Below are 25230 nucleotides of genomic sequence, written 5' to 3'. Positions count from 1 at the left end.
AACTCTTATTCCCTATTGGTTTTCAAAGGAATGAGGCATTATAGATGTATATAGAAATTTTGTTGAAAGCGAGTTGATCCTAATTGGATCTTTTATCAATAAAAAATCCAACGTTTCTAAAAGGAATGTCAAATGCAGAATTAGAGGAGCTTAGCGCTGACATTCGCATGTTTTTAATTGAGTCCTTAGCTAACTCTGGTGGGCATATCGGTCCGAACCTAGGAGTCGTTGAACTGACTGTTGCGCTTCATAAAGTATTTGACAGCCCAAAAGACAAATTCCTCTGGGATGTTGGACATCAGTCGTACGTTCATAAGCTGTTAACGGGAAGAGGGGCGGAGTTTGATACACTTCGTCAATATAAAGGGCTTTGCGGTTTTCCTAAACGAAATGAAAGCGAGCATGATGTGTGGGAGACAGGTCACAGTTCAACCTCGTTATCTGGCGCGATGGGTATGGCGGCAGCGCGTGATATCAAAGGGACAGATGAATATATCCTGCCGATTATCGGAGACGGTGCACTAACCGGAGGTATGGCGCTAGAAGCTTTGAATCATATCGGTGATGAAAAGAAAGATATGATTGTCATATTAAACGACAATGAAATGAGTATTGCACCAAACGTCGGTGCGATTCACACAATGCTTGGCAGATTACGTACAGCTGGCAAATACCAATGGGTAAAGGACGAGCTTGAATATTTATTCAAGCGCATTCCAGCTGTAGGTGGAAAGCTTGCTGCCACAGCAGAGCGTATCAAAGACAGCCTCAAATATCTACTTGTATCTGGCATGTTCTTTGAGGAAATGGGATTTACCTACTTAGGTCCTGTCGATGGACATTCGTATGAAGATCTTTTTGAAAATCTTGAATATGCAAAGAAAACAAAAGGTCCGGTTCTTCTGCATGTCATCACGAAAAAAGGAAAAGGCTATCAGCCGGCAGAATCCGATAAAATCGGGACTTGGCACGGTACAGGTCCATACAAAATTGATACAGGTGATTTTGTAAAACCGGCAGCAGCAGCTCCGTCTTGGAGTGGTCTCGTTAGTGAAACGGTCAGAAACCTGGCGCGGGAAGATGAGCGGATTGTTGCGATCACGCCTGCGATGCCTGTTGGTTCAAAGCTTGAAGGCTTTGCGAAGGAATTTCCAGAGCGGATGTTTGATGTAGGAATTGCCGAGCAGCATGCAGCCACAATGGCAGCTGGGCTTGCGACGCAGGACATGAAGCCATTTTTAGCGATTTATTCAACGTTCCTGCAAAGAGCCTATGACCAAGTGCTACACGATATTTGCCGTCAGAACCTTAACGTATTTATTGGCATTGACCGTGCGGGACTTGTCGGTGCAGATGGAGAAACCCATCAAGGTGTGTTTGATATTGCCTTTATGCGTCATATGCCGAATATGGTGCTCATGATGCCAAAAGATGAAAATGAAGGACAGCACATGGTCAATACAGCCATTCAGTATGATGACGGTCCTATTGCTATGCGCTTCCCGCGCGGTAATGGGCTAGGTGTCAAAATGGATGATCAGCTGAAAACCATTCCGATTGGGTCCTGGGAGGTTCTTCGTCCAGGGAAGGATGCTGTGATTTTAACATTTGGTACGACAATTAAAATGGCGCTCCAAGCTGCAGAAGAACTTCAAAAAGAAGGGAAATCGGTTCGTGTTGTCAATGCTCGTTTTATTAAGCCTCTTGATGAAGCGATGTTAAATGACATTTTTTCTGAAGGTATTCCAATTTTAACGATTGAAGAAGCTGTGCTCCAAGGCGGATTTGGCAGCAGCGTCTTAGAATATATACACGATAAGAAAGCATCTCATATAAAAGTAGAACGTATGGGCATTCCAGATGAATTTATTGAGCATGGAAGTGTTGATGCCCTGCTTGAAGAAATTGGTTTGACGAAAGCACAGGTTGCTGACACTTTACGTGACCTGCTTCCCGCAGCACCAAGAAAAGGAATTGGATCATGACATCAAAGAAAGAACGACTTGACGTTTTATTAGTCGAACAAGGACTAATGGAAACGAGAGAGAAAGCAAAGCGTGCCATTATGGCAGGGATCGTTTACTCAAATGAAAACCGTTTGGATAAACCAGGAGAGAAAATCGCTCGTGATACACCGCTCACTGTGAAAGGGAACCCTCTGAAATATGTGAGCCGCGGCGGATTAAAGCTGGAAAAAGCGCTAAAAGAATTCGACTTAACCGTTGAAGGAAAATTGCTAATTGATATTGGTTCATCAACAGGTGGATTTACAGATTGTGCGCTTCAAAATGGAGCAGTCAAATCATATGCTGTTGATGTTGGCTACAATCAGCTTGCGTGGAAATTAAGGCAGGATGACAGGGTAATCGTCATGGAGCGCACCAATTTCCGTCATTCCGTCCCAGCAGATTTTACTGAAGGATTGCCAGAAGTAGCGTCAATTGATGTCTCTTTTATTTCACTTAAACTCATCCTTCCGGCTTTAAAGCACATTCTTGTCCCGGGCGGAGACTGTATTGCACTCGTCAAGCCTCAATTTGAAGCAGGCAGAGAGCTTGTTGGGAAAAAAGGCATCGTGCGAGATCCATCGGTCCACCTTGGTGTACTCGAAGAGATGAATGAATTTGCTGCAAAAGAAGGCTATGATGTGAAGGATGTATCATTTTCGCCTATTACTGGCGGAGACGGGAATATTGAGTTCCTTCTCCATTTAGTGCTTCATCCCGATCAAGAAGAGAATGCGGCACTTCCGGTTTCAGAGCTTGAAAAGATCGTCAAGGAAGCCCATTCTGTATTGAAAGAAAAGAAAAACAGTCCTGAGCCGGCTGACACATGAGGTTGAAACAAAAGGAATAATAGCTCGCTATTATTCCTTTTTACATGGTCAAAAGATGAGAATTGGCCGTTTCTCACGTAACGCTTGTTTTTTGAACTGTGGTTCATATAACATAGAACGTAAAGACAAACTGAGATCAAACGCCTAGGGGGGTCAAAAATGAATAAAGGTCAAAGGCATATCAAGATTAGAGAAATCATCGCGAGCCAAGAGATTGAAACACAAGATGAACTAGTCGATATTTTAAAATCCGATGGATATAACATTACACAAGCGACCGTTTCAAGAGATATTAAAGAATTGCATTTAGTGAAAGTGCCAACGAACAATGGAACATATAAATACAGCCTTCCAGCGGATCAGCGGTTTAATCCGCTGTCTAAACTAAAGCGATCCTTAATGGATGCATTTATTAAAATGGATGCTGCCAGTCATTTAATCGTCCTCAAAACCATGCCGGGTAATGCACAGGCGATTGGGGCTTTAATGGATAATTTAGATTGGGAAGAAATCATGGGAACCATTTGCGGAGATGACACCATTTTGATCATTTGCCGCACTCCAGATGATACGGAAACAGTTTCAAGCAAAATTTTAGAGCTTCTATAAAGAATCAGGTTTACAAAAAGAGGTGTCAAATGAGTGTTAGCAGAACTAACCATTAAAAACTTTGCAATCATTGAAGAGTTAACAGTTTCATTTGAAAAAGGACTCACAGTCCTAACAGGGGAAACAGGTGCAGGGAAATCCATCATGATTGATGCTGTCTCACTTCTTGTGGGAGGTAGAGGGTCGTCTGAATTTGTTCGTTATGGTGAGAAAAAGGCTGAGCTGGAGGGGCTTTTTCTTGTGCCAGCAGCTGACCACCCTGTATTTGCTTTATGCGAAGAGCATGGAATTGACGCAACGGATGAAATGATGATTCTTCGCCGTGATATGAACAATAACGGGAAAAGCATATGCCGCATCAATGGCAAGCTCGTTACAATCTCACTTTTACGCGAAGTAGGACGCCTTTTGCTCGATATACATGGACAGCACGATAACCAGTTATTGATGGAGGATGAAAATCATCTGCATTTACTCGATCAATTTGGAGCAGAAGAAATTGCACCTGCGTTGTCACAATATCAAGAAGCATACGAGCAATATACAAAGACAGCCCAAAAGCTAAAACAGCTCTCTGAGAATGAGCAGGAAATGGTGCACCGGTTAGATTTATTGCAATTTCAGCTAGAAGAGATTGAAGCGGCACAATTAGAGCCGGGAGAAGACGAGAAGCTTCAAGAAGAGCGCCATCAGATCAGCAACTACGAAAAAATCTTTTCCTCACTCCAAAACGCCTATAATGCCTTGCGAAATGAGCAGGGGGGACTTGATTGGGTTGGCATGTCATCAAGCGAGCTCGAGCAGGTTTCTGAGATCAACGACGATCTGAAAAAGCTATCCGAACAAGTGTCGAACTCTTACTATTTATTAGAGGATTCGACGTTCCAAATGCGAAGCATGCTGGATCAATTAGAGTTCGACCCAGCACGTCTTGATTTTATTGAGTCTAGGCTGAATGAAATGAAGCAGTTAAAACGAAAGTACGGGACAACGGTTGAGGAAATTTTGGAGTATGCGGCGAAGATTGAAGAAGAAATCGATCAAATTCAAAATCGAGACAGTCACCTGCAGACGCTTAAAAACAAACTGGATGCAATGAGCCGTGACGCCCTGCTTGAAGCACTTAACGTTTCGGAGCTTCGTAAAAAATGGGCCAAAAAGCTAGCGAAGCAAATTCAAACAGAACTAAAGGATTTGTATATGGAAAAATCAACGTTTGATACATCCTTTTCCATTCGGTATGCGCCTTTTAGCAGCACGGATAATCCGCTGCTAGATGGAAAGCCCGTCCAGCTTGGAAAAAACGGAATCGACCAAGCTCAATTTGTGATTTCTACTAATCCTGGCGAACCGATGAAATCTTTATCAAAAGTTGCCTCGGGTGGAGAAATTTCACGTGTTATGCTCGCCGTGAAAAGTATCTTCTCGGCCAAACAAGAAGTCACTTCCATTATTTTCGATGAGGTCGATACGGGCGTAAGCGGCAGAGTTGCACAGGCGATTGCCGAAAAAATTTACAAAGTGGCGGCTGGCTCACAAGTGCTCTGCATTACGCACCTCCCGCAAGTAGCAGCAATGGCTGACACGCACCTCTTCATTTCTAAACGCTCTAAAGCAGGCAGAACACTGACAAGCGTCAAACCATTAAGTCATGAAGAAAAAGTGAGTGAAATTGGCAGGATGATTGCGGGTGTGGAAGTCACTGAACTGACAAAACAGCACGCAAAAGAATTGCTGCATCAAGCAAATGATGTCAAAACAACAGGGTAGCTGAAAAACCAGCTGCCTTTTTTATATTGTGTCAAAATCGCTGTATATACCCACGAAATCGTCTTTTTCTTTTATCAATTTATCCAATCATTTTCTATAGCTGCCGGTTATAAATCAAAGCGAAGAAGGCAAAAGTAAAGATGTAGCCAAAACATGAGTGTTCTGGTGTGGGTAAGGAGCGAGGAGAGTGAAAAATGAATGCCCGAAAAGATGAGAAAAGCCATTGGTGTGATTCTCCTTGTTTCTTTAATAAGTACAGGGTTTATGAGCATAGTGAAGGAATACATCAGCATTCCAACAAATGTTGCTGTATTTGAAAAACAGAAGCACTCAATTGACACATCAATAGAAGCGTCAGCCAATGCTTCTTCACAAGCCTTTAGTCTTTCAGAGAAAAAGAATCAGCTTGAAGTAACAGGACAAAAGGCGGGAAAAGCCGAAATTGTTTATGATTTTAAAGGATTTCCTATTAAGAAAACAAAAGTCGACGTTCTCCCTGAATTAAAAGTCGTTCCTGGAGGACAATCCATTGGCGTCAAGCTCCACTCTGTAGGAGTTCTCGTTGTAGGTTTTCATCAAATCACAACAGCAGACGGCAAAAAATCACCAGGCGAAGCCGCAGGCATTCAATCAGGGGATATGATCATTGAAATCAATGGTCAAAAGATGGAGAAAATGAATGACCTCACCCCATTTATCCAGAAAGCAGGGAAAACAGGTGAAACGCTTCGTTTACTCATAAAAAGAGACCATAAAACCTTTCAAACAACATTAACACCCGCAAAAGATGCAAGTGAAGGCACCTATCGAATTGGTCTTTACATTCGAGATTCCGCAGCAGGAATCGGCACGATGACCTTCTTTGAACCATCTTCTAAAAAATATGGTGCCCTAGGGCATGTCATTTCTGACATGGATACAAAAAAACCAATTGTTGTCGACAATGGTGAAATTGTCAGATCAACCGTAACATCGATTGAAAAAGGCACAGGAGGCAATCCTGGAGAAAAATTGGCAAGATTCTCTTCCGAACGAAAAACGATAGGTGATATATCCCGCAACAGCCCATTTGGTATCTTTGGTACGTTAACCGAAAAGCTTGAAAATCATGTATCAGACAAACCGCTTCCAGTCGCTTTATCAAATGAAGTAAAAGAAGGTCCAGCAGAAATTTTAACCGTTGTGGATCATGATAAAGTGGAGAAGTTTGATATTAAAATCGTCAGCACGACTCCGCAGAAATTCCCGGCAACAAAAGGGATGGTATTGAAGGTAACAGATGAGCGTCTTTTAAGTAAAACGGGCGGTATCGTCCAAGGTATGAGCGGAAGCCCTATCATCCAAAACGGAAAAGTCATCGGGGCAGTCACACACGTTTTCGTCAATGACCCGACAAGTGGCTACGGCGTACACATTGAATGGATGCTGTCAGAAGCAGGCATCGATCTTTATCAAAAAAACAAAAAAGCAAGCTGATCATCAAACTGCCGCGAATCTTCCGGCAGTTTTTTTCTTCCCTTTCTTTCTCTGCCATCATGTTATAAAATAAGGAAAAAGAGATTTTTCGACAAAATGGAAAATGGTATGTTGTCAAATTGCAATAATCGTCGATTCGTTAAGAAAAACGTAGAAAAAGCTAGATAATGCTCTATTATTCGGAAAATTAAAGTTTTTTAAAGGGGATGGCATGGTTTTGTCGAATTGAACACTCAGAAGAGAAATGCAAAAGACTAAAGGAATCGACATTGGGGAGGAAAGAACGTGGAGAAAATTAAAGTGTGTGTAGCTGATGACAATCGAGAGCTTGTTGGCCTTTTGACAGAGTATATTGAGGGACAGGAAGATATGGAAGTACTTGGCGTGGCGTATAATGGTCAGGAATGTCTAACATTATTTAAAGATAAAGAGCCCGACGTTCTCCTCTTAGATATTATCATGCCTCATTTAGACGGTCTTGCTGTACTGGAACGCCTCCGTGAAAACAATGACATGACCAAACAGCCAAGTGTGATTATGCTAACGGCGTTTGGACAAGAAGATGTCACGAAAAAAGCAGTTGATCTAGGCGCATCTTATTTCATCTTAAAGCCATTTGATATGGAAAACCTAGTCGGTCATATTCGTCAAGTCAGTGGAAACGGCACACAAGTCACCCATCGATCTTCATCTATCCAAAACAGTGTCCTTCGAAACAAACCTGAACCGAAACGCAGAAACTTAGATGCGAGCATTACAACGATTATTCATGAGATTGGCGTCCCGGCTCATATTAAAGGTTACTTATACTTAAGAGAAGCCATTTCGATGGTGTACAATGACATCGAGCTTCTCGGAAGCATCACAAAAGTGTTGTATCCAGACATCGCGAAGAAATTTAACACGACCGCGAGCAGAGTAGAACGAGCGATTCGTCATGCGATTGAAGTGGCTTGGAGCAGAGGAAACATTGATTCCATTTCCTCACTCTTTGGTTATACAGTCAGCATGTCTAAAGCAAAACCAACCAATTCTGAATTTATCGCAATGGTGGCTGATCGTCTGCGCTTAGAGCATAGAGCAAGCTAGTTCATTTTCATAAAAAACGTTTCTTCAAAGAGACGTTTTTTTATTTTGAAAAATATTGTCAAAAATTGGTTGTGTTGATACAATCATCTTATTGTCTCATTTAAACAACTCAGCTTGATTTATTTTCAGAATAAAATGAACAATAAAGCATGAAAGAAATGGGTATGACATAAATTAGTGGTAATCAGCTACGCCAATCAATTGTTTGGTCTTCAAAATAGAAGAAGGAAACGCTCATTCTTAAGAAAAAGGATGAGAGGAAAAGGTCTGATGAATTTGGTAAATAAAGCAAATGAGATCGAAAGTTCTATTTCTATTGACCTGATTGGTTGGCGTTTTAAAGTCACTGGCTTCTTAGAGATTGTGCCATTTGAACTGAATATTCCCATTGTCGAATTTAATAATTTTCACATTCTTTTACTATGCTATAATAATGAAAAGAAGAGGGTGAGGTTATGGGAAAGCTGAAAATCCACTCTGCTGAGGTAGCGAACGAAATTAGCAAGTGGACGAGGGTCATTTCTCAAAATGACCTAGAAAAATCTGCTATCTATAAAGAGAAAATTCAGAATTTGCTAAAAAATACAGATGAAGACCGCGAAGTTCTCCTGTATTATCAGCTTGTGAATGGCCGACATGAAATGTTACTTGGAAATATTGAAAAAGCCAATCACATTATGAAGAGTGTCGGAACGCTTGATGAGAAAGCAGATGACATTATTAATTTTTATTTTTACTTTTACAAAGGCCAATATGCTGCATATGTGAAAAAGTATGATGAAGCCATCAGTTTTTACAAAATTGCAGAACAGCGTCTAAAGCGTGTGAATGAGGACCTTGAAGTAGGGACTTTTCATCATAAGGTTGCTTCAATCTATTACGAACTGAAACAAAATTTCATATCCATTAATCATATTAAAAAAGCCATCGATACGTTCAAAGCGCATGAAGAATATACAGCGCAGGCGATTGACAGCTTGATTTTACATGCAAGTAATTGTATCGATTTGATCCAATTTGACGAAGCGGAGGAAAAATACCAAGAAGCACTTGAGAAAAGTAAACGCATTAACAATGAAGTGCTGATTGGGAAATGCTATCACAATTTAGCCGTTCTTTATTATGCGAAGCATGATTACGAAAAAAGCGCACAATATGCCAAAAAAGGGATGGGCATTCAAATGCACCGTGACAATAGCCATTATTACATCCAATCTTTATACGTTCTGGCAAATGCCTTGGTTCATCTAGGAGATCAAGTGGCGAAAGAATATATTAAAGAGGGCATTCAGTATAGCTGTGATATCCAAAATAATGAATATATAGTAAAATTTGAAATTTTAGATTTAATGTGCGAAAATAGTGGAGCAGCAGACGTATTCTCTGAAAAATTAGACTACATAGAAAAAAATAGATTATATGTGGAGCTTGAGGATTTGTCTGAACAAATATCGAAATACTTCAAGGAACGAAATGACTATCAAAACGCCATTCGTTTTCTTGAAAAGAAATTCGATGCACAAATACTTCAAAAGAAAGTGGAGGTTATCTTATGAAAAAGTTGTTGTTAGGTTTAACCGTCGTTACAGCAGTCGCAGTTGTTTCTTCCCTTTTTGCTCTTGACGCAGAGACGACAGAGCAAGCCATCAGAGCGATTACGTGATCGAATTTATACAGAACCTCTTCGTACGAATCAGAAGAGGTTTTTTTATGTGCTTAAACTGGAAAAACGAAAAGAGACACGTCATAATGAAAGAAAGCATCATACTTAGAGGTGACCTATGACGAAAATTTTTGCACACAGAGGTTTTAAAGGAATCTACCCTGAAAATACCATGATAGCCTTTGAGCATGCACTCCATTCTGGAGCTGACGGAATTGAGCTGGATGTTCAGCTGACGAAAGATGGCAGGCTTGCTGTCATTCACGATGAGAAGCTGAACAGAACAACGAATATGAAAGGCTTAGTGAAAGACTATACATATGAAGAGTTAAAAGCAGGAGATGCGAGTCATTCTTTTTATGAAGAAACCGGTGCTTTATCCATTCCTCTTTTGGAGGAAGTATTGGAGCTCGTGACGCAGCAATCATCACTCATCATCAATATTGAACTGAAAAACTCCATTTATCGATATCCAGGTATTGAAGAGAAGGTAAAGGAGCAAATTGAACACTTTCAAATAGAAGATCGTGTACTTGTCTCATCGTTTCATCATGGGAGTTTAGCTCTTTTTCACAAGCTGATGCCGCATGTTGAGCTTGCTGTTCTCACAATGGATGTCATTCATCAGCCAGAGAAGTACATAAAAACAGTACCTGCAAGAGGTTATCACCCGAATATAAAGGGCGCAGGGGTAACAAAAGAAGTCGTATCGGCTCTCCATGCCGCCCAGCAAGTGATCAGACCATTTACAGTAAACAGTGAAAAGCAAATGAAAAGCATGCTTTCCTTAGGTGTCGACGGAATTTTCACTGATTTCCCTGATAGAGCCGTCAAAATAAGAGAAGAAATGAAATAAAGACCTGCGATCAACAGCGGGTCTTTTTTCATGTTTATCTCTGTTTAAAGCGGGTGGTCACTTTATTTCGTTTGCGGTCTCTATATAAAATAAAGCCAGCGACTACGTAAAGACCTCCTCCTAAAAAAAACAACCCTGCAATTCCTTGCAGCCATAAAAATGGAAATGGTGCAATGATGATACCGAAAACAGTGTCACGCAAAAGCTTAATTCCAAGTGCAGCAAGCGCACCAGGTATTAAAATAATCACTAATGCAAGTATTCTCCCCATCAAATGTCCCCTTAAACGTCATTTACTTCCATTGTCTAATTCAAAAAATATTTTGTCAAGAAAGGAAAACGTGGTAATATAAGAGTTGTGCAATTTTTTGCAACGGAAAAATATGGTGTGCAAATTTTTTCATATAAAGGGGTAACGGGATGCAGAGAGTCTTGATTGTCGGTGCTGGACAGGGTGGATCAGCTTTGCTTGAAACATTGCTGAAAACAAATATGATTCAAATCGTTGCAATCGCCGACCTTGATCTTGAGGCACCGGGGATGGTAGAAGCGAAAAAGAATGGAATTGATACGACAACGGATTGGAAAGAATACATAAAAGATGACATTGATATCATCATTGAAACAACGGGCAGTTCAGCTGTGCTGAAAGAACTGATGGAAGAAAAAACAGAGCAGTCTGTCATTGTTCCAAGTTCGATGGCATACGTCATATCAGAATTAATGTCAGAAAAGCATCAGCTTATACAAATATTAAAGGAACAAACCTATAAACATGACCGCATTTTTAATGCAACGAACGATGGCATGATTTTTATTAATATGGATGAAGAAGTCGTTCTGTTTAATCGATCGGCTGCCAAAATGGTTGGACGATCGCAAAAAGATGCGATTGGCCGGCACATACGTGAAGTGATCCCGAATACAAAACTCCCCGATATTTTAAGATCGAGGGAGCCAGAATTTCATCAAAAACAATTTCTGAATCAGCAAATACAAATTGTCACAACGCGTTTGCCGATTATTGATGACGCAGGAAGAATGCTAGGCGCTCTATCCATTTTTAAAGATATTACAGATGCAGTGGAGCTTGCGGAAGAAGTCACAAACCTGAAAGAAGTGCGCACAATGCTTGAGGCCATCATTCAATCATCAGATGAAGCGATATCCGTCGTAGATGAGCAGGGGAAAGGAATTTTAATCAACCGAGCTTACACGAAAATGACGGGGTTAACAGACAAAGAGGTTGTGGGCAAACCAGCAGGTGCGGATATTTCTGAAGGGGAAAGCATGCATTTGAAGGTGCTTGAAACAAGAAGGCCGGTTCGAGGCGTCAGAATGAAAGTCGGACCTAATAAGAAGGATGTGATCGTCAACGTAGCGCCAGTGATCGTTGATGGTATTTTAAAAGGCAGCGTCGGCGTCATTCATGACGTATCAGAAATTCAATCACTCACGAATGAATTAAATAAAGCAAGACAGCTCATACGGACACTTGAAGCAAAGTACACTTTTGAAGACATTATTGGAGAAAGTGAGCAAATGCTTGTGGCGCTTGAGCAGGCAAAGCTAGGGGCTAAAACCCCAGCCACCATTTTACTCAGGGGAGAATCAGGTACTGGGAAAGAGCTATTTGCACACGCTATACACAATGAAAGTGACCGGAAATATAATCGCTTTGTAAGAGTTAACTGTGCTGCCTTATCAGAAACTCTTTTAGAGTCAGAGCTTTTTGGCTATGAGGAAGGCGCATTTTCTGGTGCGAGGCGCGGCGGGAAGAAAGGGCTGTTTGAAGAAGCGAATCACGGCAGCATCTTTTTAGATGAAATTGGTGAAATGACGCCAAGTACACAAGCGAAATTATTACGCGTGATGCAGGAGAAAGAAATTGTTAGAGTAGGCGGAACAAAAGCGATACCGGTTGATGTGCGTGTGATTACCGCAACAAATGTCAATATTGAAAAAGCGATGGCAGAAGGGAAGTTCAGAGAGGACTTATATTATCGGATGAACAGATATCCGATTTCGATTCCGCCACTAAGGCAGCGACTTGAAGATATTGACTCCTTAAGTAAACGCCTTATTCAGAAAATCAATTTAGACTATGGTCGAAATGTGAGCGGCTTAACGGAAGGGGCACTCGATAGACTTCGATCCTACAGCTGGCCTGGAAACGTAAGAGAACTGGAAAATGTCCTTGGACGAGCCATGATCTTTTTGAATCCGCAAGAAGAATGGATCGATGAAGATCATATTTCCTTCATGGAATCAGAAGAGCAGGAAGAAAAAGAGCAGCAGGAACTGGCTGTCAGTCAATTTGAGGGAGAGACCCTTTCGGATGCTGTTGAAGCGTTTGAAGCGCAGCTCATTAAACAAACCCTTGAAAAGCATCAATTCAACCGCACGAAAACAGCGAAAACGTTAGGGATTAGCATTCGGAATCTTTACTATAAAATGGATAAATATCAACTTGCAAAAGATAGCATGCAATAAAATGCACGTTGCCTGCAAAAAGCTGCATGTATTTCATGCGAAATGCCTTATTTCGCTGCGTTTCAAGCTGGCATAGAACTTGCATATAAAAACCATGAACCCGAGCATAAGGAAAGGTGGGCATATATGAAGCTTGACGATCTGATTATGAAAGCCGCCCAGTTGCAGAATAAAACTGCTGCTGTGGCTCATGCAGAAGACGAAGAAGTGCTTCATGCCATCAAGATGGCAATTGAACGAAAGGTCGCTCGCTTCCTGCTGGTTGGGAACAAGCGCAACCTGAAGGAGCTGGTGAAACAGCATGAGATCAATGAAGACTGGATAGATATTATTCACTCGGATTCTCCTGAAGAATCAGCCAAAATTGCCGTGCAGGCAGTGAGTGAGAAGCATGCAGATATATTGATGAAGGGGCATGTCACGACAGCCGTTCTATTAAAAGCGGTGCTGAATAAAGAGTACGGGCTGCGGACGGCGAGTGTACTATCACATGTCGCGGCATTCGAAGTGCCGGGCTTTGATCGGTTTATTTATGTCACAGATTCTGGGATGAACATCGCGCCCGATTTAAACATGTTCAAAGAGATTACGATCAATGCTGTTCAAGTAGCGCAAGCTGTTGGAAATGACATGCCAAAGGTGGCCGTGTTATCGGCGGTAGAGGTCGTGAACCCGGCAATGGATTCCACTTTGACAGCGGCAAGCCTGGCGCAAATGAATAAGCGAGGTCAAATTTCTGGCTGCCTCATTGACGGGCCTCTGGCATTAGACAATGCCATTTCTCAAACAGCAGCTTCTCATAAAAATATTACGAGTGATGTCGCCGGTCATGCAGATATTTTGCTTGTGCCAACGATTGAAGCAGGGAACATTCTTTATAAATCTCTCATCTACTTTGCACATGCAAAGGTGGGAGCTGTGGTGGCAGGAGCGAAGGCACCGATTGCTTTAACAAGCCGGTCGGATACAGCCGAAAGTAAGCTTTATTCAATTGCACTTGCCATCTGTACATCAAATTAAGCGAAAGTTATAGGAGGAATAAACAATGGAACTTTTTAAATATATGGAACGATACGATTATGAGCAGCTTGTATTTTGTCAGGATGAACAATCTGGCTTAAAAGCGATTATTGCCATTCATGATACAACACTTGGCCCAGCACTAGGCGGGACAAGAATGTGGACGTATGAAAACGAAGAAGCAGCAATCGAAGATGCACTTCGTCTAGCAAGAGGCATGACTTATAAAAACGCAGCAGCAGGCCTGAATCTTGGCGGCGGGAAAACAGTCATCATCGGTGACCCGAGAAAAGATAAAAATGAAGAAATGTTCCGTGCGTTTGGACGCTACATACAAGGATTAAATGGCCGCTATATCACAGCGGAGGATGTCGGTACAACGGTAGAAGACATGGATCTGATTCATGAAGAAACAGACTTTGTGACAGGTATTTCTCCTGCATTTGGTTCATCCGGAAACCCGTCTCCTGTTACGGCTTACGGTGTATATAAAGGGATGAAAGCTGCTGCCAAAGCTGCATTTGGAACCGACTCACTAGAAGGAAAAACGATTGCAGTCCAAGGTGTTGGGAATGTCGCCTACAATTTGTGTAAACATCTGCACGAAGAAGGCGCACAGCTAATTGTCACAGATATCAACAAAGACTCTGTAAAACGAGCTGTAGAAGACTTTGGCGCAAAAGCTGTAGACCCTGACGATATTTATGATCAAGCATGTGATATTTATGCCCCTTGTGCACTTGGTGCAACAATTAATGATGTAACGATTCCTAAGCTGAAAGCAAAGGTCATCGCAGGTGCAGCGAATAACCAGCTGAGAGAAACGCATCACGGCGATCTGATTCATGAAATGGGTATTGTGTATGCACCTGATTATGTGATCAATGCAGGCGGTGTGATTAACGTTGCTGATGAGCTTTATGGCTATAATGCAGATCGTGCGATGAAAAAGGTAGAAGGTATTTACCAAAATATTGAACGCGTGATTGAAATTTCAAACCGTGATGCCATTCCAACTTATAAAGCGGCAGACCGATTGGCGGAGGAGCGAATTGAAAGAATGCGCAAATCAAGAAGTCAATTCCTGCAAAATGGCCAACATATTTTAAGTCGTCGCTAATTTGAAGAATGAGTTGAAACGGAGGTTTTGTTTTTGCTGACAAAAGAATGGCGTATTCTCACAATTAATCCTGGCTCTACTTCAACAAAAATTGGTGTGTTTCACAATGAACGATCTATTTTTGAAACGACACTCAGACATACAGATGAGGAATTAAAGCAGTTTCCTCATATCATTGATCAGTTTTCATTTCGTCAAGAAACAATCCTGAAGACGCTGCATGAACAAGGAATGAACATCTCAAAGTTTGATGCAGTTTGTGCGCGCGGCGGTCTTCTTCGTCCGATTGAAGGTGGCACATATGAAGTCAATGAGCAAATGGTGCAAGACTTGAAAGAAGGATATGCTGGCCAGCATGCATCAAATCTGGGCGGTATCATTGCACGAGAAATTGCACTTGGTTTGAACATCCCAGCTTTTATTGTCGATCCAGTTGTAGTGGATGAGCTAAAGCCAATTGCTCGTATTTCAGGGCTGCCAACGATTGAAAGAAAAAGCATCTTCCATGCATTAAATCAAAAAGCAGTCGCAAGAAAAACAGCTGCATCCTTTGGGAAGCGCTACGAAGATTTGAATATGATTATTACACATATGGGCGGCGGCATCACCATTGGTGTCCATGAAAAAGGTAAAGTCATTGATGTCAATAACGGACTGCATGGCGAAGGACCTTTCAGTCCGGAGCGAGCGGGGACCCTGCCAACAGGTGACCTCGTCAATCTTTGCTTTTCTGGTCAGTACAGCCAAGAGGAAATGCTGAAACGCATTATTGGTGAAGGTGGTCTTGCGGGCTACCTTGGTACGACAGATGCTGTGAAAGTTGAGCGCATGATTGAAGCAGGCGATGAACGGGCGGCGCTGATTTATGAAGCGATGTGCTATCAAATTGCCAAGGAAATCGGTGCGGCTAGTGCTGTCTTAAAAGGCGCAGTTGACGTCATTGTGTTAACAGGCGGACTTGCGTACAGCAAACAAATTACATCAAGTATTAGAGGTCACATTGACTGGATTTCAGATGTTGTCGTGTATCCAGGTGAAAATGAACTGCAATCCTTAGCAGAAGGTGCACTTCGTATTTTAAAAAAAGAAGAATCTCCGAAAGAATACCCAAATGATCAACGGATGAAGAAAGGAGTGACAAGTCATGGCAACTGAATATGACCTCGTCATTCTTGGTGGAGGCACAGGCGGCTACGTAGCGGCCATTCGTGCCTCACAGCTTGGATTAAAAACAGCAGTTGTAGAAAAAGAAAAGCTTGGCGGTACTTGTCTCCATAAAGGATGCATTCCGTCTAAAGCGCTGCTTAGAAGTGCTGAAGTCTATCAAACCGTCAAACGTGCTGCTGATTTTGGCGTTGAGGCAAATGGCATCGCCTTGCAGTTTGCCAATGTGCAGAAAAGAAAAGCAGAGATTGTAGAGAAGCTAGCAGGCGGCGTTAAACACTTAATGAAACAAGGGAAAATAGATGTTTATGAAGGGATCGGCCGTATTCTTGGTCCATCTATCTTTTCGCCAATGCCAGGAACCATCTCCGTAGAAATGGCAAATGGAGATGAAAATGAGATGCTCATTCCAAAGCAGGTCATCGTTGCGACAGGTTCAAGACCGCGTGTGCTGCCTGGACTTGAAGCAGATGGGACGCATATTCTAACATCAGATGATGCACTAGAACTGCCAGAGCTTCCGCAGTCGATGCTCATTGTCGGCGGCGGGGTAATCGGAATCGAGTGGGCTTCCATGCTCAATGATTTTGGTGTGAAGGTGACAGTGATTGAATTTGCAGACCGCATATTGCCAACAGAGGATCATGACATTTCTAAAGAAATGGAAAAGCTTTTATCTAAAAAAGGCATCACCTTTGTGACAAATGCGAAAGTACTGCCAGATACCGTCAAAAAACAGGAGAATCTCGTGACGATTCAAGCAGAAAAGGATGGAGACATTCAGACGTTTGAAGCGGAAAAACTTCTTCTATCAGTCGGCAGAGTACCAAATATTGAAGGCATTGGTCTTGAAAACACGGACATTCAAACAGAAAAACAAGGCATTGTCGTGAATGAACATTATCAAACGAAAGAATCACATATTTATGCAATAGGAGATGTTATTGGCGGGCTTCAGCTGGCACATGTGGCTTCACACGAAGGCATGATTGCTGTGGAGCATATGGCTGGGAAAGATCCGAAGCCGCTCGATGAAACGCTCGTTTCTAAATGTGTTTATTCTCACCCAGAAACCGCTAGTGTTGGACTCACTGAACAGGCGGCAAAAGAGCAAGGCTTCGAAGTCAAAATGGGGAAATTTCCATTTATGGCGATCGGAAAAGCACTTGTGTACGGGGAGTCAGATGGATTCGTCAAAATCATTGCTGATCAAAAGACAGATGATATTTTAGGGATTCATATGATTGGTCCTCATGTCACAGATATGATATCTGAAGCTGGATTAGCCAAAGTACTTGATGCAACGCCGTGGGAAGTCGGGCAAACAATTCACCCGCACCCAACCTTATCAGAGGCGATTGGCGAGGCTGCCCTTGCTGTTGACGGGAAAGCGATCCATTTTTAATCAAGGAGGGAAATAAGATGAGTAACATGCGTCATCATGAATTAGGATTATCAGATGAACAAGCAATTGATATATACAGAACAATGCTTCTAGCAAGAAAAATTGATGAACGGATGTGGCTTTTAAACCGTTCTGGTAAAATTCCATTCGTCATTTCTTGTCAAGGGCAGGAAGCGCAGCAAGTCGGTGCTGCTTTCGCTCTCAATAGAGAAGAGGATTACGTCTTGCCTTACTACCGTGATATGGGGGTTGTCCTCGCATTTGGGATGACAGCAAAAGATTTAATGATGTCAGGTTTCGCAAAACAAGACGATCCAAGCTCAGGCGGAAGACAGATGCCAGGGCATTTTGGACAGAAATCAAATCGAATTGTGACAGGATCTTCACCTGTTACAACGCAGGTTCCTCATGCAGTTGGCATCGCACTTGCTGGACGTCTAGATCAGAAAAACTTTGTCAGCTTTGTCACGTTCGGTGAGGGCTCTTCAAACCAAGGTGATTTCCACGAAGGCGCTAACTTCGCTGCTGTGCATAAGCTGCCTGTTATTTTCATGTGTGAAAACAATAAGTACGCGATTTCCGTACCGTATGACAAACAAGTAGCATGTGAACGCATTTCAGATCGTGCGATTGGATACGGAATGCCTGGCGTAACCGTTGATGGCAATGATCCGCTTGAAGTATATGCCGCTGTCAAAGAAGCGAGAGACCGTGCAGCAAAAGGCGAAGGACCAACGTTGATTGAAACGATCTCTTACCGTTTAACTGCGCATTCAAGTGATGACGATGATTCAAGCTATCGAGAAAAAGAAGAAGTGCTCGAAGCGAGAAAGAAAGATCCGCTCATCCAATATGAAACGTATTTAACCGAAGGAAACATCATGACTTCAGAAATGAAAGAAGAGATGACAAAAGAAATCATGCAAATCGTAAACGAAGCCACTGATGAAGCGGAAAACGCTGCTTATGCTGATGCTGAAAGCGCACTTCGTTACGTGTATGCGGAGTAAGGGGGAATAAAAATGCCTGTTATGTCATATATAGACGCCATTACACTGGCGATGAAAGAAGAAATGGAGCGAGATCCGAAAGTGTTTGTGCTCGGAGAGGATGTCGGGAAAAAGGGCGGCGTATTTAAAGCGACAGCGGGTCTTTATGAGCAATTCGGAGAAGCGCGCGTCATGGATACACCTCTTGCAGAATCAGCCATTGCTGGTGTAGGGATTGGAGCAGCGATGTATGGAATGCGCCCAATTGCTGAGATGCAATTTGCGGATTTTATCATGCCTGCTATTAACCAAATCATTTCAGAGGCTGCGAAAATTAGATACCGCTCAAATAACGATTGGAGCTGTCCAATGGTCATCCGCGCACCTTATGGGGGCGGAGTTCACGGGGCGCTTTATCATTCACAATCAGTTGAAGCGATCTTTGCCAACCAGCCTGGTTTGAAGATTGTCATGCCTTCTACGCCTTATGATGTAAAAGGTCTTTTAAAAGCTGCGGTGCGTGATCCAGATCCTGTATTGTTCTTTGAACACAAACGTGCCTACCGTCTTATTAAAGGAGAAGTACCTGAAGAGGATTACACACTCCCTATTGGAAAAGCAGATGTGAAACGTGAAGGCGATGATATCACGGTCATTACATATGGCCTCTGCGTCCATTTTGCATTGCAAGCAGCAGACCGCCTTGCGAAAGACGGCATTTCTGCGCATATTCTCGATTTGAGAACAGTGTACCCGCTTGATCAGGAAGCCATTATTGAAGCGGCATCAAAAACAGGCAAAGTGCTTCTTCTAACGGAAGATACAAAAGAAGGAAGCATCATGAGTGAGGTAGCGGCGATCATATCAGAGCATTGCTTATTTGATTTAGACGCACCAATCAAACGTCTAGCCGGACCAGAAATCCCGGCAATGCCTTATGCACCGACGATGGAAAAATTCTTCATGGTCAACCCAGATAAGGTTGAAGCTGAAATGAGAGAGCTAGCGGCGTTTTAAGAAAGAGGAGGGTTTCAAGTGGCAATTGAACAAATGAAAATGCCTCAGTTAGGTGAAAGTGTAACAGAAGGAACCATCAGCAAATGGCTCGTTTCACCTGGCGATCATGTGAATAAATACGATCCTATTGCGGAAGTTATGACGGATAAAGTGAACGCAGAAGTCCCGTCATCTTTTACAGGAACGATTACAAAGCTATCGGCTGAAGAAGGCGATACACTGCAAGTAGGAGAAGTGTTCTGTGAAATTGAAGTAGAAGGTAGTTCGCAGCAGAGTGCGAAAGAAGAAGCGGCACCTGAGCAAAGTGAAGCACCTGAAGCAGATCAAACAAAAGAGAATCAAAGTCAAAAGAAACGCTACTCTCCAGCAGTCCTTCGGTTAGCAGATGAGCACAGCATTGATTTAGCGGCAGTGCAAGGAACGGGAGCAGGCGGACGAATCACAAGAAAAGATTTACTTCAGCTCATTGAAAACGGCGGCATGCAAGAGAAGACAGCACCTGGCAATGAACAGGCGGTCAAGCCAGAGCCTGTGCAGCCATCAAAACCAAAAGCGGCGCCTTCCATCTCTACAATGCCTGGTGATGTTGAAGTGCCAGTCACGCCAATCAGACAGGCGATTGCGGCAAATATGCTGAGAAGCAAACATGAAATTCCGCATGCATGGACGATGATGGAAGTTGATGTGACAAACCTTGTGACTAGAAGAAATCAGCTCAAGGACCAATTTAAAGCAAAAGAAGGCTTTAATTTGACGTTCTTTGCGTTCTTTGTCAAAGCAGTGGCTCAGGGCTTAAAGGAATTCCCAGAAATGAACAGCATGTGGGCTGGAGATAAAATTGTGCAAAAGAAAGCGATCAATGTCTCGATTGCTGTTGCGACTGATGACGCTCTTTTTGTTCCAGTTATTAAGGATGCAGATGAAAAAACGATTAAAGGCATCGCCAAGGAAATTCATGAGCTTGCTTCCAAGGTGAGACAAGGTACGCTGAAGCAAAGTGACATGGAAGGCGGCACCTTCACTGTAAACAACACGGGATCATTTGGTTCTGTACAATCTATGGGAATCATCAATTATCCGCAAGCGGCGATTTTACAAGTAGAATCGATCGTGAAGCGTCCAATGATTGTAAATGGTATGATTGCAGCAAGAGACATGGTCAACCTTTGTCTCTCATTAGATCACAGAGTTCTTGATGGTCTTGTATGCGGCAGATTCCTTCAACGGATTAAACAAATCCTTGAAGGCATTGATGAGCAAACATCTGTTTACTAAAACAAGAATGTCCCCCTCCCGCTAAGGAGAGGGGGATTTCCACATGATGAGAAAGGAGCGATGGTATGTCTGGACTAGACTTTTTTGCGTTTTTAACGATTGGACTCATGTTTATCACAGCAATTGCGTTCGCTTTTCTTCGATATATTTCTAAATCACGCAATCATCCTGAAAGATTACTACTGATCATATCAATCGTTTCAATTATTCAAGTTTTGTATTGCTTGCTGATTGTCGGTGGATTTAAAGGAGCAGCGAATAGCCTCTTAGGAATTTCTCTTCTTGCCGGGACGCTGCTTGGCTATGCACTTGAATATTTATACAGACGCTATATCAAAAAAACGCCCGAAAAAGAATGATCTCGGGCGTTTTCTTTATTCTGCTGGAACAATAAAGGTCAAATGTTGTTTTAACACTTCTAAAGAAGCAGGGGCTGTCATGTACACTTCGCCATCTGTATCAGCATCCATTTCCTCTTTTGTGTGAATCTGAATATTGGATGCTTGAATGAGAGACAGATCGCCGGTGAAATCCTCCAGCTCTTCCCGGTTCATAGAAAAGATTTCTTTTAGAGCAGAGAAGCTCGTATTTCTGCAAATTAAGATTTCCGCTTTCCCATCATCAATCGCTGCACTCGGCAAATCAATTTTATTTGTTCCGATGAAATGTCCATTCATGACAAGAACGATGACAGCGTCCTCTTCCCAGCTTTCCTCCTCTGTTTCAATTCGTACGTGAAAAGGATCTGTTTGCTGTAAGGTGCGCAGGGCACTTGTGAAGTAGCTAATTTTGCCGAGTACAGCTTTTTCCTTGTCATTAATATTGTTGGATGTGTCTGCAATCAGCCCGATGCCCCAAAAGTTTAACAAGTATCGATCTCCTGCTTTGATTAAGTCGACCTTTTTTTCTACGCCGTTTACAATCATTTGAGCGGCTTTCTGCATTTGTTGCGGAATACCAAGCGTTCTAGAAAAGTCATTGCATGTCCCGCCTGGTAAAATCGCTACAGCTGGCCTTTTTTCTAAACCACCGATTCCATTCATACATTCATGCACAGTTCCATCTCCACCTAATATGATAAGCAATTCTATCGTCTCATCAATTGTGCGACAGAATTCATAAGCATCATTTGGCTGCTTTGTTGGTTTAAGAATGAGTTCATCAATATGTAGAGAAAGAAGAGGTACTGTTTGACCGAGAACTTTTTCCATGTTTTTTTGTCCAGCATTTCCATTATAAATGAGCATCGCTTTTTTGAATTGTGCCATCACGCAGTTCTCCCTTTCATCTCTTTATCATCACTTTTCCCCAATTTCGCGGCGTATAAACGATGTTCAGAAAAAGTGGGGAATGAAAAGACAACACATTTGCCCGCAGGCGTTTTCCTTGATATGATGTTGTTAAAATGGTTTTGGCATGCTAAAGGAGTGGACGGACAATGAATATTGATTTTAATTTATTTATGAATGATATTGTGAAACAAGCGAGAGAAGAGATCAAACAGGCTGGCTATAATGAGCTTACATCAGCTGAAGAAGTGGATGAAGCCCTGTCTAAAGAAGGCACGGCACTTGTGATGGTGAATTCAGTATGCGGATGTGCTGGCGGTATTGCAAGACCAGCTGCAGGCTATTCTGTTCATTACGATAAGCGTCCAGATCAATTGCTGACAGTGTTTGCTGGACAAGACAAAGAGGCAACCGCAAGAGCCCGTGAATACTTTGAAGGCTTCCCGCCATCTTCACCATCCTTTGCATTATTAAAAGATGGAAAAATCATTAAAATGGTCGAACGTCATGAAATTGAAGGGCACGAACCAATGGAAGTCGTGTCAAAGCTTCAAGCTGCATTCGATGAGCATTGCAAAGAAATTTAACATGTGACGTTTGAATGATGACATATAAAGCAGTCCGGTCTTTAGATCGGTCTGCTTTTTGTTATATAAGACCATTGAATCAAAATAATTTTAGCGAAATACTATTGCATCTTAAAAAGAAAGTGTTTAAAATACATTATAGTGAATAAATATTCAAAACAATACATGATTTTAAATACTAGGAGGCACTATCTTATGAAAAAGTGGTTATTATTACTTATGACAGCTGGTCTTGCAGCTGCACTCGCAGCTTGCGGAACTTCTTCTAATAATTCAAACGCATCAGGAGATGACAAAACACTCGTTATGGCGACATCAGCAGATTATCCGCCATTTGAATCAAAAGACGGAGATAAAATTGTCGGTTTTGATGTTGATCTTGCAACAGCACTAGCGAAAAAGAACGGCTACAAGCTAGAAATTCAAGATATGGATTTCGCAAGCCTTGTCTCAGCCCTTAAAACAAACAAAGCTGATATTGTCCTAGCAGGAATGACACCAGATGAAAAGCGTAAAAAACAAGTAGACTTCTCTGATGTTTATTACAATGCTAAAAACTTAGTTGTCTCAAAGAAATCTAGCGGAATGAAAACAGAGAAAGACTTAAAAGATAAAACAGTCGGCGTTCAATTAGGTTCAATCCAGCAAGATGAAGCAAACAGTTTGCAAAAGAAATATAACTTAAAAGTGGAAGACCGTAATAAAATCTCTGATATCATTCAAGAGATTAAAGCAGGCCGTTTTGATGCAGCTATTATTGAAGATAAAGTAGCAGCGGGCTATTTAAAGAAAGAGAAAGACTTTCAGGCTTTTGACCTTAGTGGGTCAACAAATAATGGTTCAGCCATTGCATTCAAGAAAAATAGCGACTTAACAGCTAAATTTAATAAATCATTAAAAGAAATGCAAGACAATGGCGAACTTGATAAATTAATTAAAAAATGGTTTGCTGATGAAAAATAAGTCAGGAAAAGGATCAGCGTCATTCATGAAAATTCAGTAGAAAGCGCTGAAAAGTTCAACTCATGTTGAACTTTTTTCCTGTTTTATTTTTTGATTTCGTATGAAGGCATAAAAAAGGAGACTGTCATGTTAGATTTTAAAGATGTAATACCTCAGATGCCCTTTATTTTAGAAGGGCTTAAGGTCACACTTTCTATTGTAGTGGTATCACTTTTTCTTGGATTTATTTTAGGGATTTTATTAACGCTTTGCAAAATTAGTGTATTTAAGCCGCTCATTTGGCTTGCAGATTTTTATACATCCATCTTCCGAGGCACACCGCTTGTGCTTCAATTGCTCATTATTTATTTCGGTCTGCCTCAGCTTCTCGGGTTTCAAATCGATCAATACTGGGCTGCTGTAGCGGCATTTTCACTAAACTCTGCGGCTTACGTATCTGAAATTATTCGTGCTGGTATTAATGCCATTGATAAAGGTCAAAAAGAAGCAGCCGTTGCTTTAGGCATCCCTTATGCTAAAATGATGAAGGACTTATTGCTTCCGCAGGCATTTAAAAATATTTCACCTGCACTTGTGAACGAAACGATTACACTGACAAAAGAATCAGCTATTGTGACAGTCATTGGACTGGGAGATGTCATGAGACGAGCCTATCAAGCAGGTGCCGTCACGTATAATTATCTTGAACCGCTTATTTTTGCGGGTCTCATCTATTATGTCATCGTGCTTGTTCTCACCTTTGTCGGCAAATCGGTGGAAAGGAAGTTAAAATCAAATGATTAACATAGAGAAACTCACAAAATCTTTTGGCAAAAATGAAGTATTAAAAGGGATCGACACCACCATTAAAGAAGGGGAAGTTGTCGCAGTCATTGGACCATCTGGTTCAGGAAAATCGACGTTTCTTCGCTGCATCAACTTGCTTGAAAAGCCGACTTCTGGTGTTATTACGATTCAGGATACCGAAATCACAAACCCAAAAACCAATGCACTCAAAGTGCGTGAGAACATCGGAATGGTGTTTCAGCATTTTCACCTGTTCCCGCATAAAACGGTGCTGGAAAATATCACATATGCGCCAATGAATGTGAAGAATCAATCGAAGGAAGACAGCATCAAACAAGCTGAAGATCTGCTGAAAAAGGTAGGACTTTTAGAGAAAAAAGATGATTTTCCGAACCGTTTGTCAGGTGGTCAAAAGCAGCGTGTCGCAATTGCACGTGCGCTTGCGATGACACCAGACATCATGCTGTTTGACGAACCAACGTCTGCACTAGATCCAGAAATGGTCAAGGAAGTGCTAGAGGTCATGAAAGAGCTGGCTCAATCTGGTATGACACTTGTGATCGTCACACATGAAATGGGCTTTGCAAAAGAAGTGGCTGACCGCGTGATCTTTATGGACGATGGGAAAATTGTAGAGGATGCAAACCCTGTGCAATTCTTTGAATCACCGTCATCACAGCGTGCGAAAGACTTCTTACAAAAAATATTATAAAGAAAAAAGAGAGGGAGACTTAACATCTCCTTCTTTTTTTGATTATAATGGGGAAAGTAAAAAAGTTCATCATTTCACAATAAGTGAATAGAAACAAGACAGAAAAGAGTG

Annotated in this window: 23 protein-coding genes; 21 read left to right on the top strand and 2 right to left on the bottom strand. The window is 41.9% G+C overall.

Annotation, left to right across the window (positions count from 1 at the left end):
• The first annotated feature begins 83 nt into the window (after positions 1-83).
• The 8 genes from dxs (at position 84) to MHH54_RS11105 (ending at position 10299) form a co-directional block, all read left to right on the top strand.
• Positions 84-1985 (top strand): 1-deoxy-D-xylulose-5-phosphate synthase, encoded by a 1902-nt coding sequence (gene dxs / locus MHH54_RS11140; RefSeq protein ID WP_342500255.1) that lies wholly within the window; start codon positions 84-86, stop codon positions 1983-1985.
• On the top strand, positions 1982-2836 hold the full coding sequence (locus tag MHH54_RS11135; RefSeq protein WP_106029159.1) for a TlyA family RNA methyltransferase: 855 nt from the start codon (positions 1982-1984) through the stop codon (positions 2834-2836). The genes dxs and MHH54_RS11135 overlap by 4 nt, the downstream gene beginning before the upstream one ends.
• A gap of 159 nt (positions 2837-2995) precedes the next feature.
• A complete protein-coding gene (argR, locus tag MHH54_RS11130; RefSeq protein WP_003215836.1) occupies positions 2996-3445 on the top strand; it encodes a transcriptional regulator ArgR in 450 nt (149 codons plus the stop codon).
• Between the two features lie 33 nt (positions 3446-3478).
• Complete coding sequence (gene recN, locus MHH54_RS11125; protein ID WP_137054990.1) at positions 3479-5215, top strand: DNA repair protein RecN; 1737 nt, start codon at positions 3479-3481, stop codon at positions 5213-5215.
• 198 nt (positions 5216-5413) lie between these two features.
• A complete protein-coding gene (gene spoIVB, locus MHH54_RS11120; RefSeq protein WP_003215755.1) occupies positions 5414-6691 on the top strand; it encodes a SpoIVB peptidase in 1278 nt (425 codons plus the stop codon).
• A 285-nt stretch (positions 6692-6976) separates the two neighbouring features.
• Positions 6977-7780 (top strand): sporulation transcription factor Spo0A, encoded by an 804-nt coding sequence (spo0A, locus tag MHH54_RS11115; protein ID WP_003215740.1) that lies wholly within the window; start codon positions 6977-6979, stop codon positions 7778-7780.
• Between the two features lie 455 nt (positions 7781-8235).
• Positions 8236-9336: a Rap family tetratricopeptide repeat protein gene (locus MHH54_RS11110; RefSeq protein WP_003215741.1), complete on the top strand. Its 1101-nt coding sequence runs from the start codon at positions 8236-8238 to the stop codon at positions 9334-9336.
• A 225-nt stretch (positions 9337-9561) separates the two neighbouring features.
• The gene (locus tag MHH54_RS11105; protein ID WP_342500254.1) at positions 9562-10299 is read left to right on the top strand and encodes a glycerophosphodiester phosphodiesterase; all 738 of its coding nucleotides are present in this window, start codon (positions 9562-9564) and stop codon (positions 10297-10299) included.
• A 34-nt stretch (positions 10300-10333) separates the two neighbouring features.
• Here MHH54_RS11105 and MHH54_RS11100 read toward each other — a convergent pair whose 3' ends face one another.
• Positions 10334-10570, bottom strand: coding sequence for a DUF2627 domain-containing protein (locus MHH54_RS11100; protein ID WP_050943781.1), 237 nt, complete (start codon positions 10568-10570; stop codon positions 10334-10336).
• A 149-nt stretch (positions 10571-10719) separates the two neighbouring features.
• On the opposite strand from MHH54_RS11100, the gene MHH54_RS11095 reads away from it, so the two are divergent.
• From MHH54_RS11095 to MHH54_RS11055, 9 genes are all read left to right on the top strand, one after another.
• Complete coding sequence (locus tag MHH54_RS11095) at positions 10720-12792, top strand: sigma-54-dependent Fis family transcriptional regulator (RefSeq protein WP_003215592.1); 2073 nt, start codon at positions 10720-10722, stop codon at positions 12790-12792.
• Between the two features lie 42 nt (positions 12793-12834).
• Positions 12835-13812, top strand: coding sequence for a phosphate butyryltransferase (gene yqiS, locus MHH54_RS11090; RefSeq protein ID WP_223251154.1), 978 nt, complete (start codon positions 12835-12837; stop codon positions 13810-13812).
• Positions 13813-13837: 25 nt separating this feature from the next.
• Positions 13838-14932, top strand: coding sequence for a branched-chain amino acid dehydrogenase (bcd, locus tag MHH54_RS11085; RefSeq protein WP_003215658.1), 1095 nt, complete (start codon positions 13838-13840; stop codon positions 14930-14932).
• 27 nt (positions 14933-14959) lie between these two features.
• On the top strand, positions 14960-16087 hold the full coding sequence (gene buk, locus MHH54_RS11080) for a butyrate kinase (RefSeq protein WP_106035391.1): 1128 nt from the start codon (positions 14960-14962) through the stop codon (positions 16085-16087).
• A complete protein-coding gene (lpdA, locus tag MHH54_RS11075) occupies positions 16077-17501 on the top strand; it encodes a dihydrolipoyl dehydrogenase (protein WP_106035392.1) in 1425 nt (474 codons plus the stop codon). Before buk ends, lpdA begins: the two co-directional genes overlap by 11 nt.
• 17 nt (positions 17502-17518) lie before the next feature.
• Complete coding sequence (locus MHH54_RS11070; RefSeq protein ID WP_003215622.1) at positions 17519-18511, top strand: thiamine pyrophosphate-dependent dehydrogenase E1 component subunit alpha; 993 nt, start codon at positions 17519-17521, stop codon at positions 18509-18511.
• Positions 18512-18523: 12 nt separating this feature from the next.
• Positions 18524-19507 carry an alpha-ketoacid dehydrogenase subunit beta gene (locus MHH54_RS11065; RefSeq protein ID WP_003215848.1) on the top strand — a complete coding sequence of 328 codons (984 nt, stop codon included), beginning with the start codon at positions 18524-18526 and terminating at the stop codon, positions 19505-19507.
• A gap of 18 nt (positions 19508-19525) precedes the next feature.
• Positions 19526-20782, top strand: coding sequence for a dihydrolipoamide acetyltransferase family protein (locus MHH54_RS11060; protein ID WP_003216146.1), 1257 nt, complete (start codon positions 19526-19528; stop codon positions 20780-20782).
• 65 nt (positions 20783-20847) lie between these two features.
• Complete coding sequence (locus MHH54_RS11055) at positions 20848-21141, top strand: YesK-like family protein (protein WP_050943788.1); 294 nt, start codon at positions 20848-20850, stop codon at positions 21139-21141.
• A gap of 15 nt (positions 21142-21156) precedes the next feature.
• Here MHH54_RS11055 and MHH54_RS11050 read toward each other — a convergent pair whose 3' ends face one another.
• The gene (locus MHH54_RS11050; protein WP_003215698.1) at positions 21157-22050 is read right to left on the bottom strand and encodes a YegS/Rv2252/BmrU family lipid kinase; all 894 of its coding nucleotides are present in this window, start codon (positions 22048-22050) and stop codon (positions 21157-21159) included.
• Positions 22051-22220: 170 nt separating this feature from the next.
• Between MHH54_RS11050 and MHH54_RS11045 the strand changes: the two genes are divergently transcribed.
• The 4 genes from MHH54_RS11045 (at position 22221) to MHH54_RS11030 (ending at position 25119) form a co-directional block, all read left to right on the top strand.
• Positions 22221-22658, top strand: a complete 438-nt coding sequence (locus tag MHH54_RS11045) for a BrxA/BrxB family bacilliredoxin (protein ID WP_003215907.1) — start codon at positions 22221-22223, stop codon at positions 22656-22658.
• 195 nt (positions 22659-22853) lie between these two features.
• The gene (locus MHH54_RS11040) at positions 22854-23621 is read left to right on the top strand and encodes a transporter substrate-binding domain-containing protein (RefSeq protein ID WP_003215516.1); all 768 of its coding nucleotides are present in this window, start codon (positions 22854-22856) and stop codon (positions 23619-23621) included.
• A 126-nt stretch (positions 23622-23747) separates the two neighbouring features.
• Complete coding sequence (locus MHH54_RS11035) at positions 23748-24404, top strand: amino acid ABC transporter permease (protein ID WP_003215691.1); 657 nt, start codon at positions 23748-23750, stop codon at positions 24402-24404.
• Complete coding sequence (locus tag MHH54_RS11030) at positions 24397-25119, top strand: amino acid ABC transporter ATP-binding protein (protein WP_003215712.1); 723 nt, start codon at positions 24397-24399, stop codon at positions 25117-25119. The genes MHH54_RS11035 and MHH54_RS11030 overlap by 8 nt, the downstream gene beginning before the upstream one ends.
• Positions 25120-25230: the final 111 nt, after the last annotated feature.

Source organism: Bacillus sp. FSL K6-4563, assembly GCF_038630405.1.
Lineage (GTDB): Bacteria > Bacillota > Bacilli > Bacillales > Bacillaceae > Bacillus > Bacillus pumilus.
The sequence above is the reverse complement of the archived record's forward strand: the minus strand, read 5'-3'. Positions and strand labels throughout refer to the sequence as shown.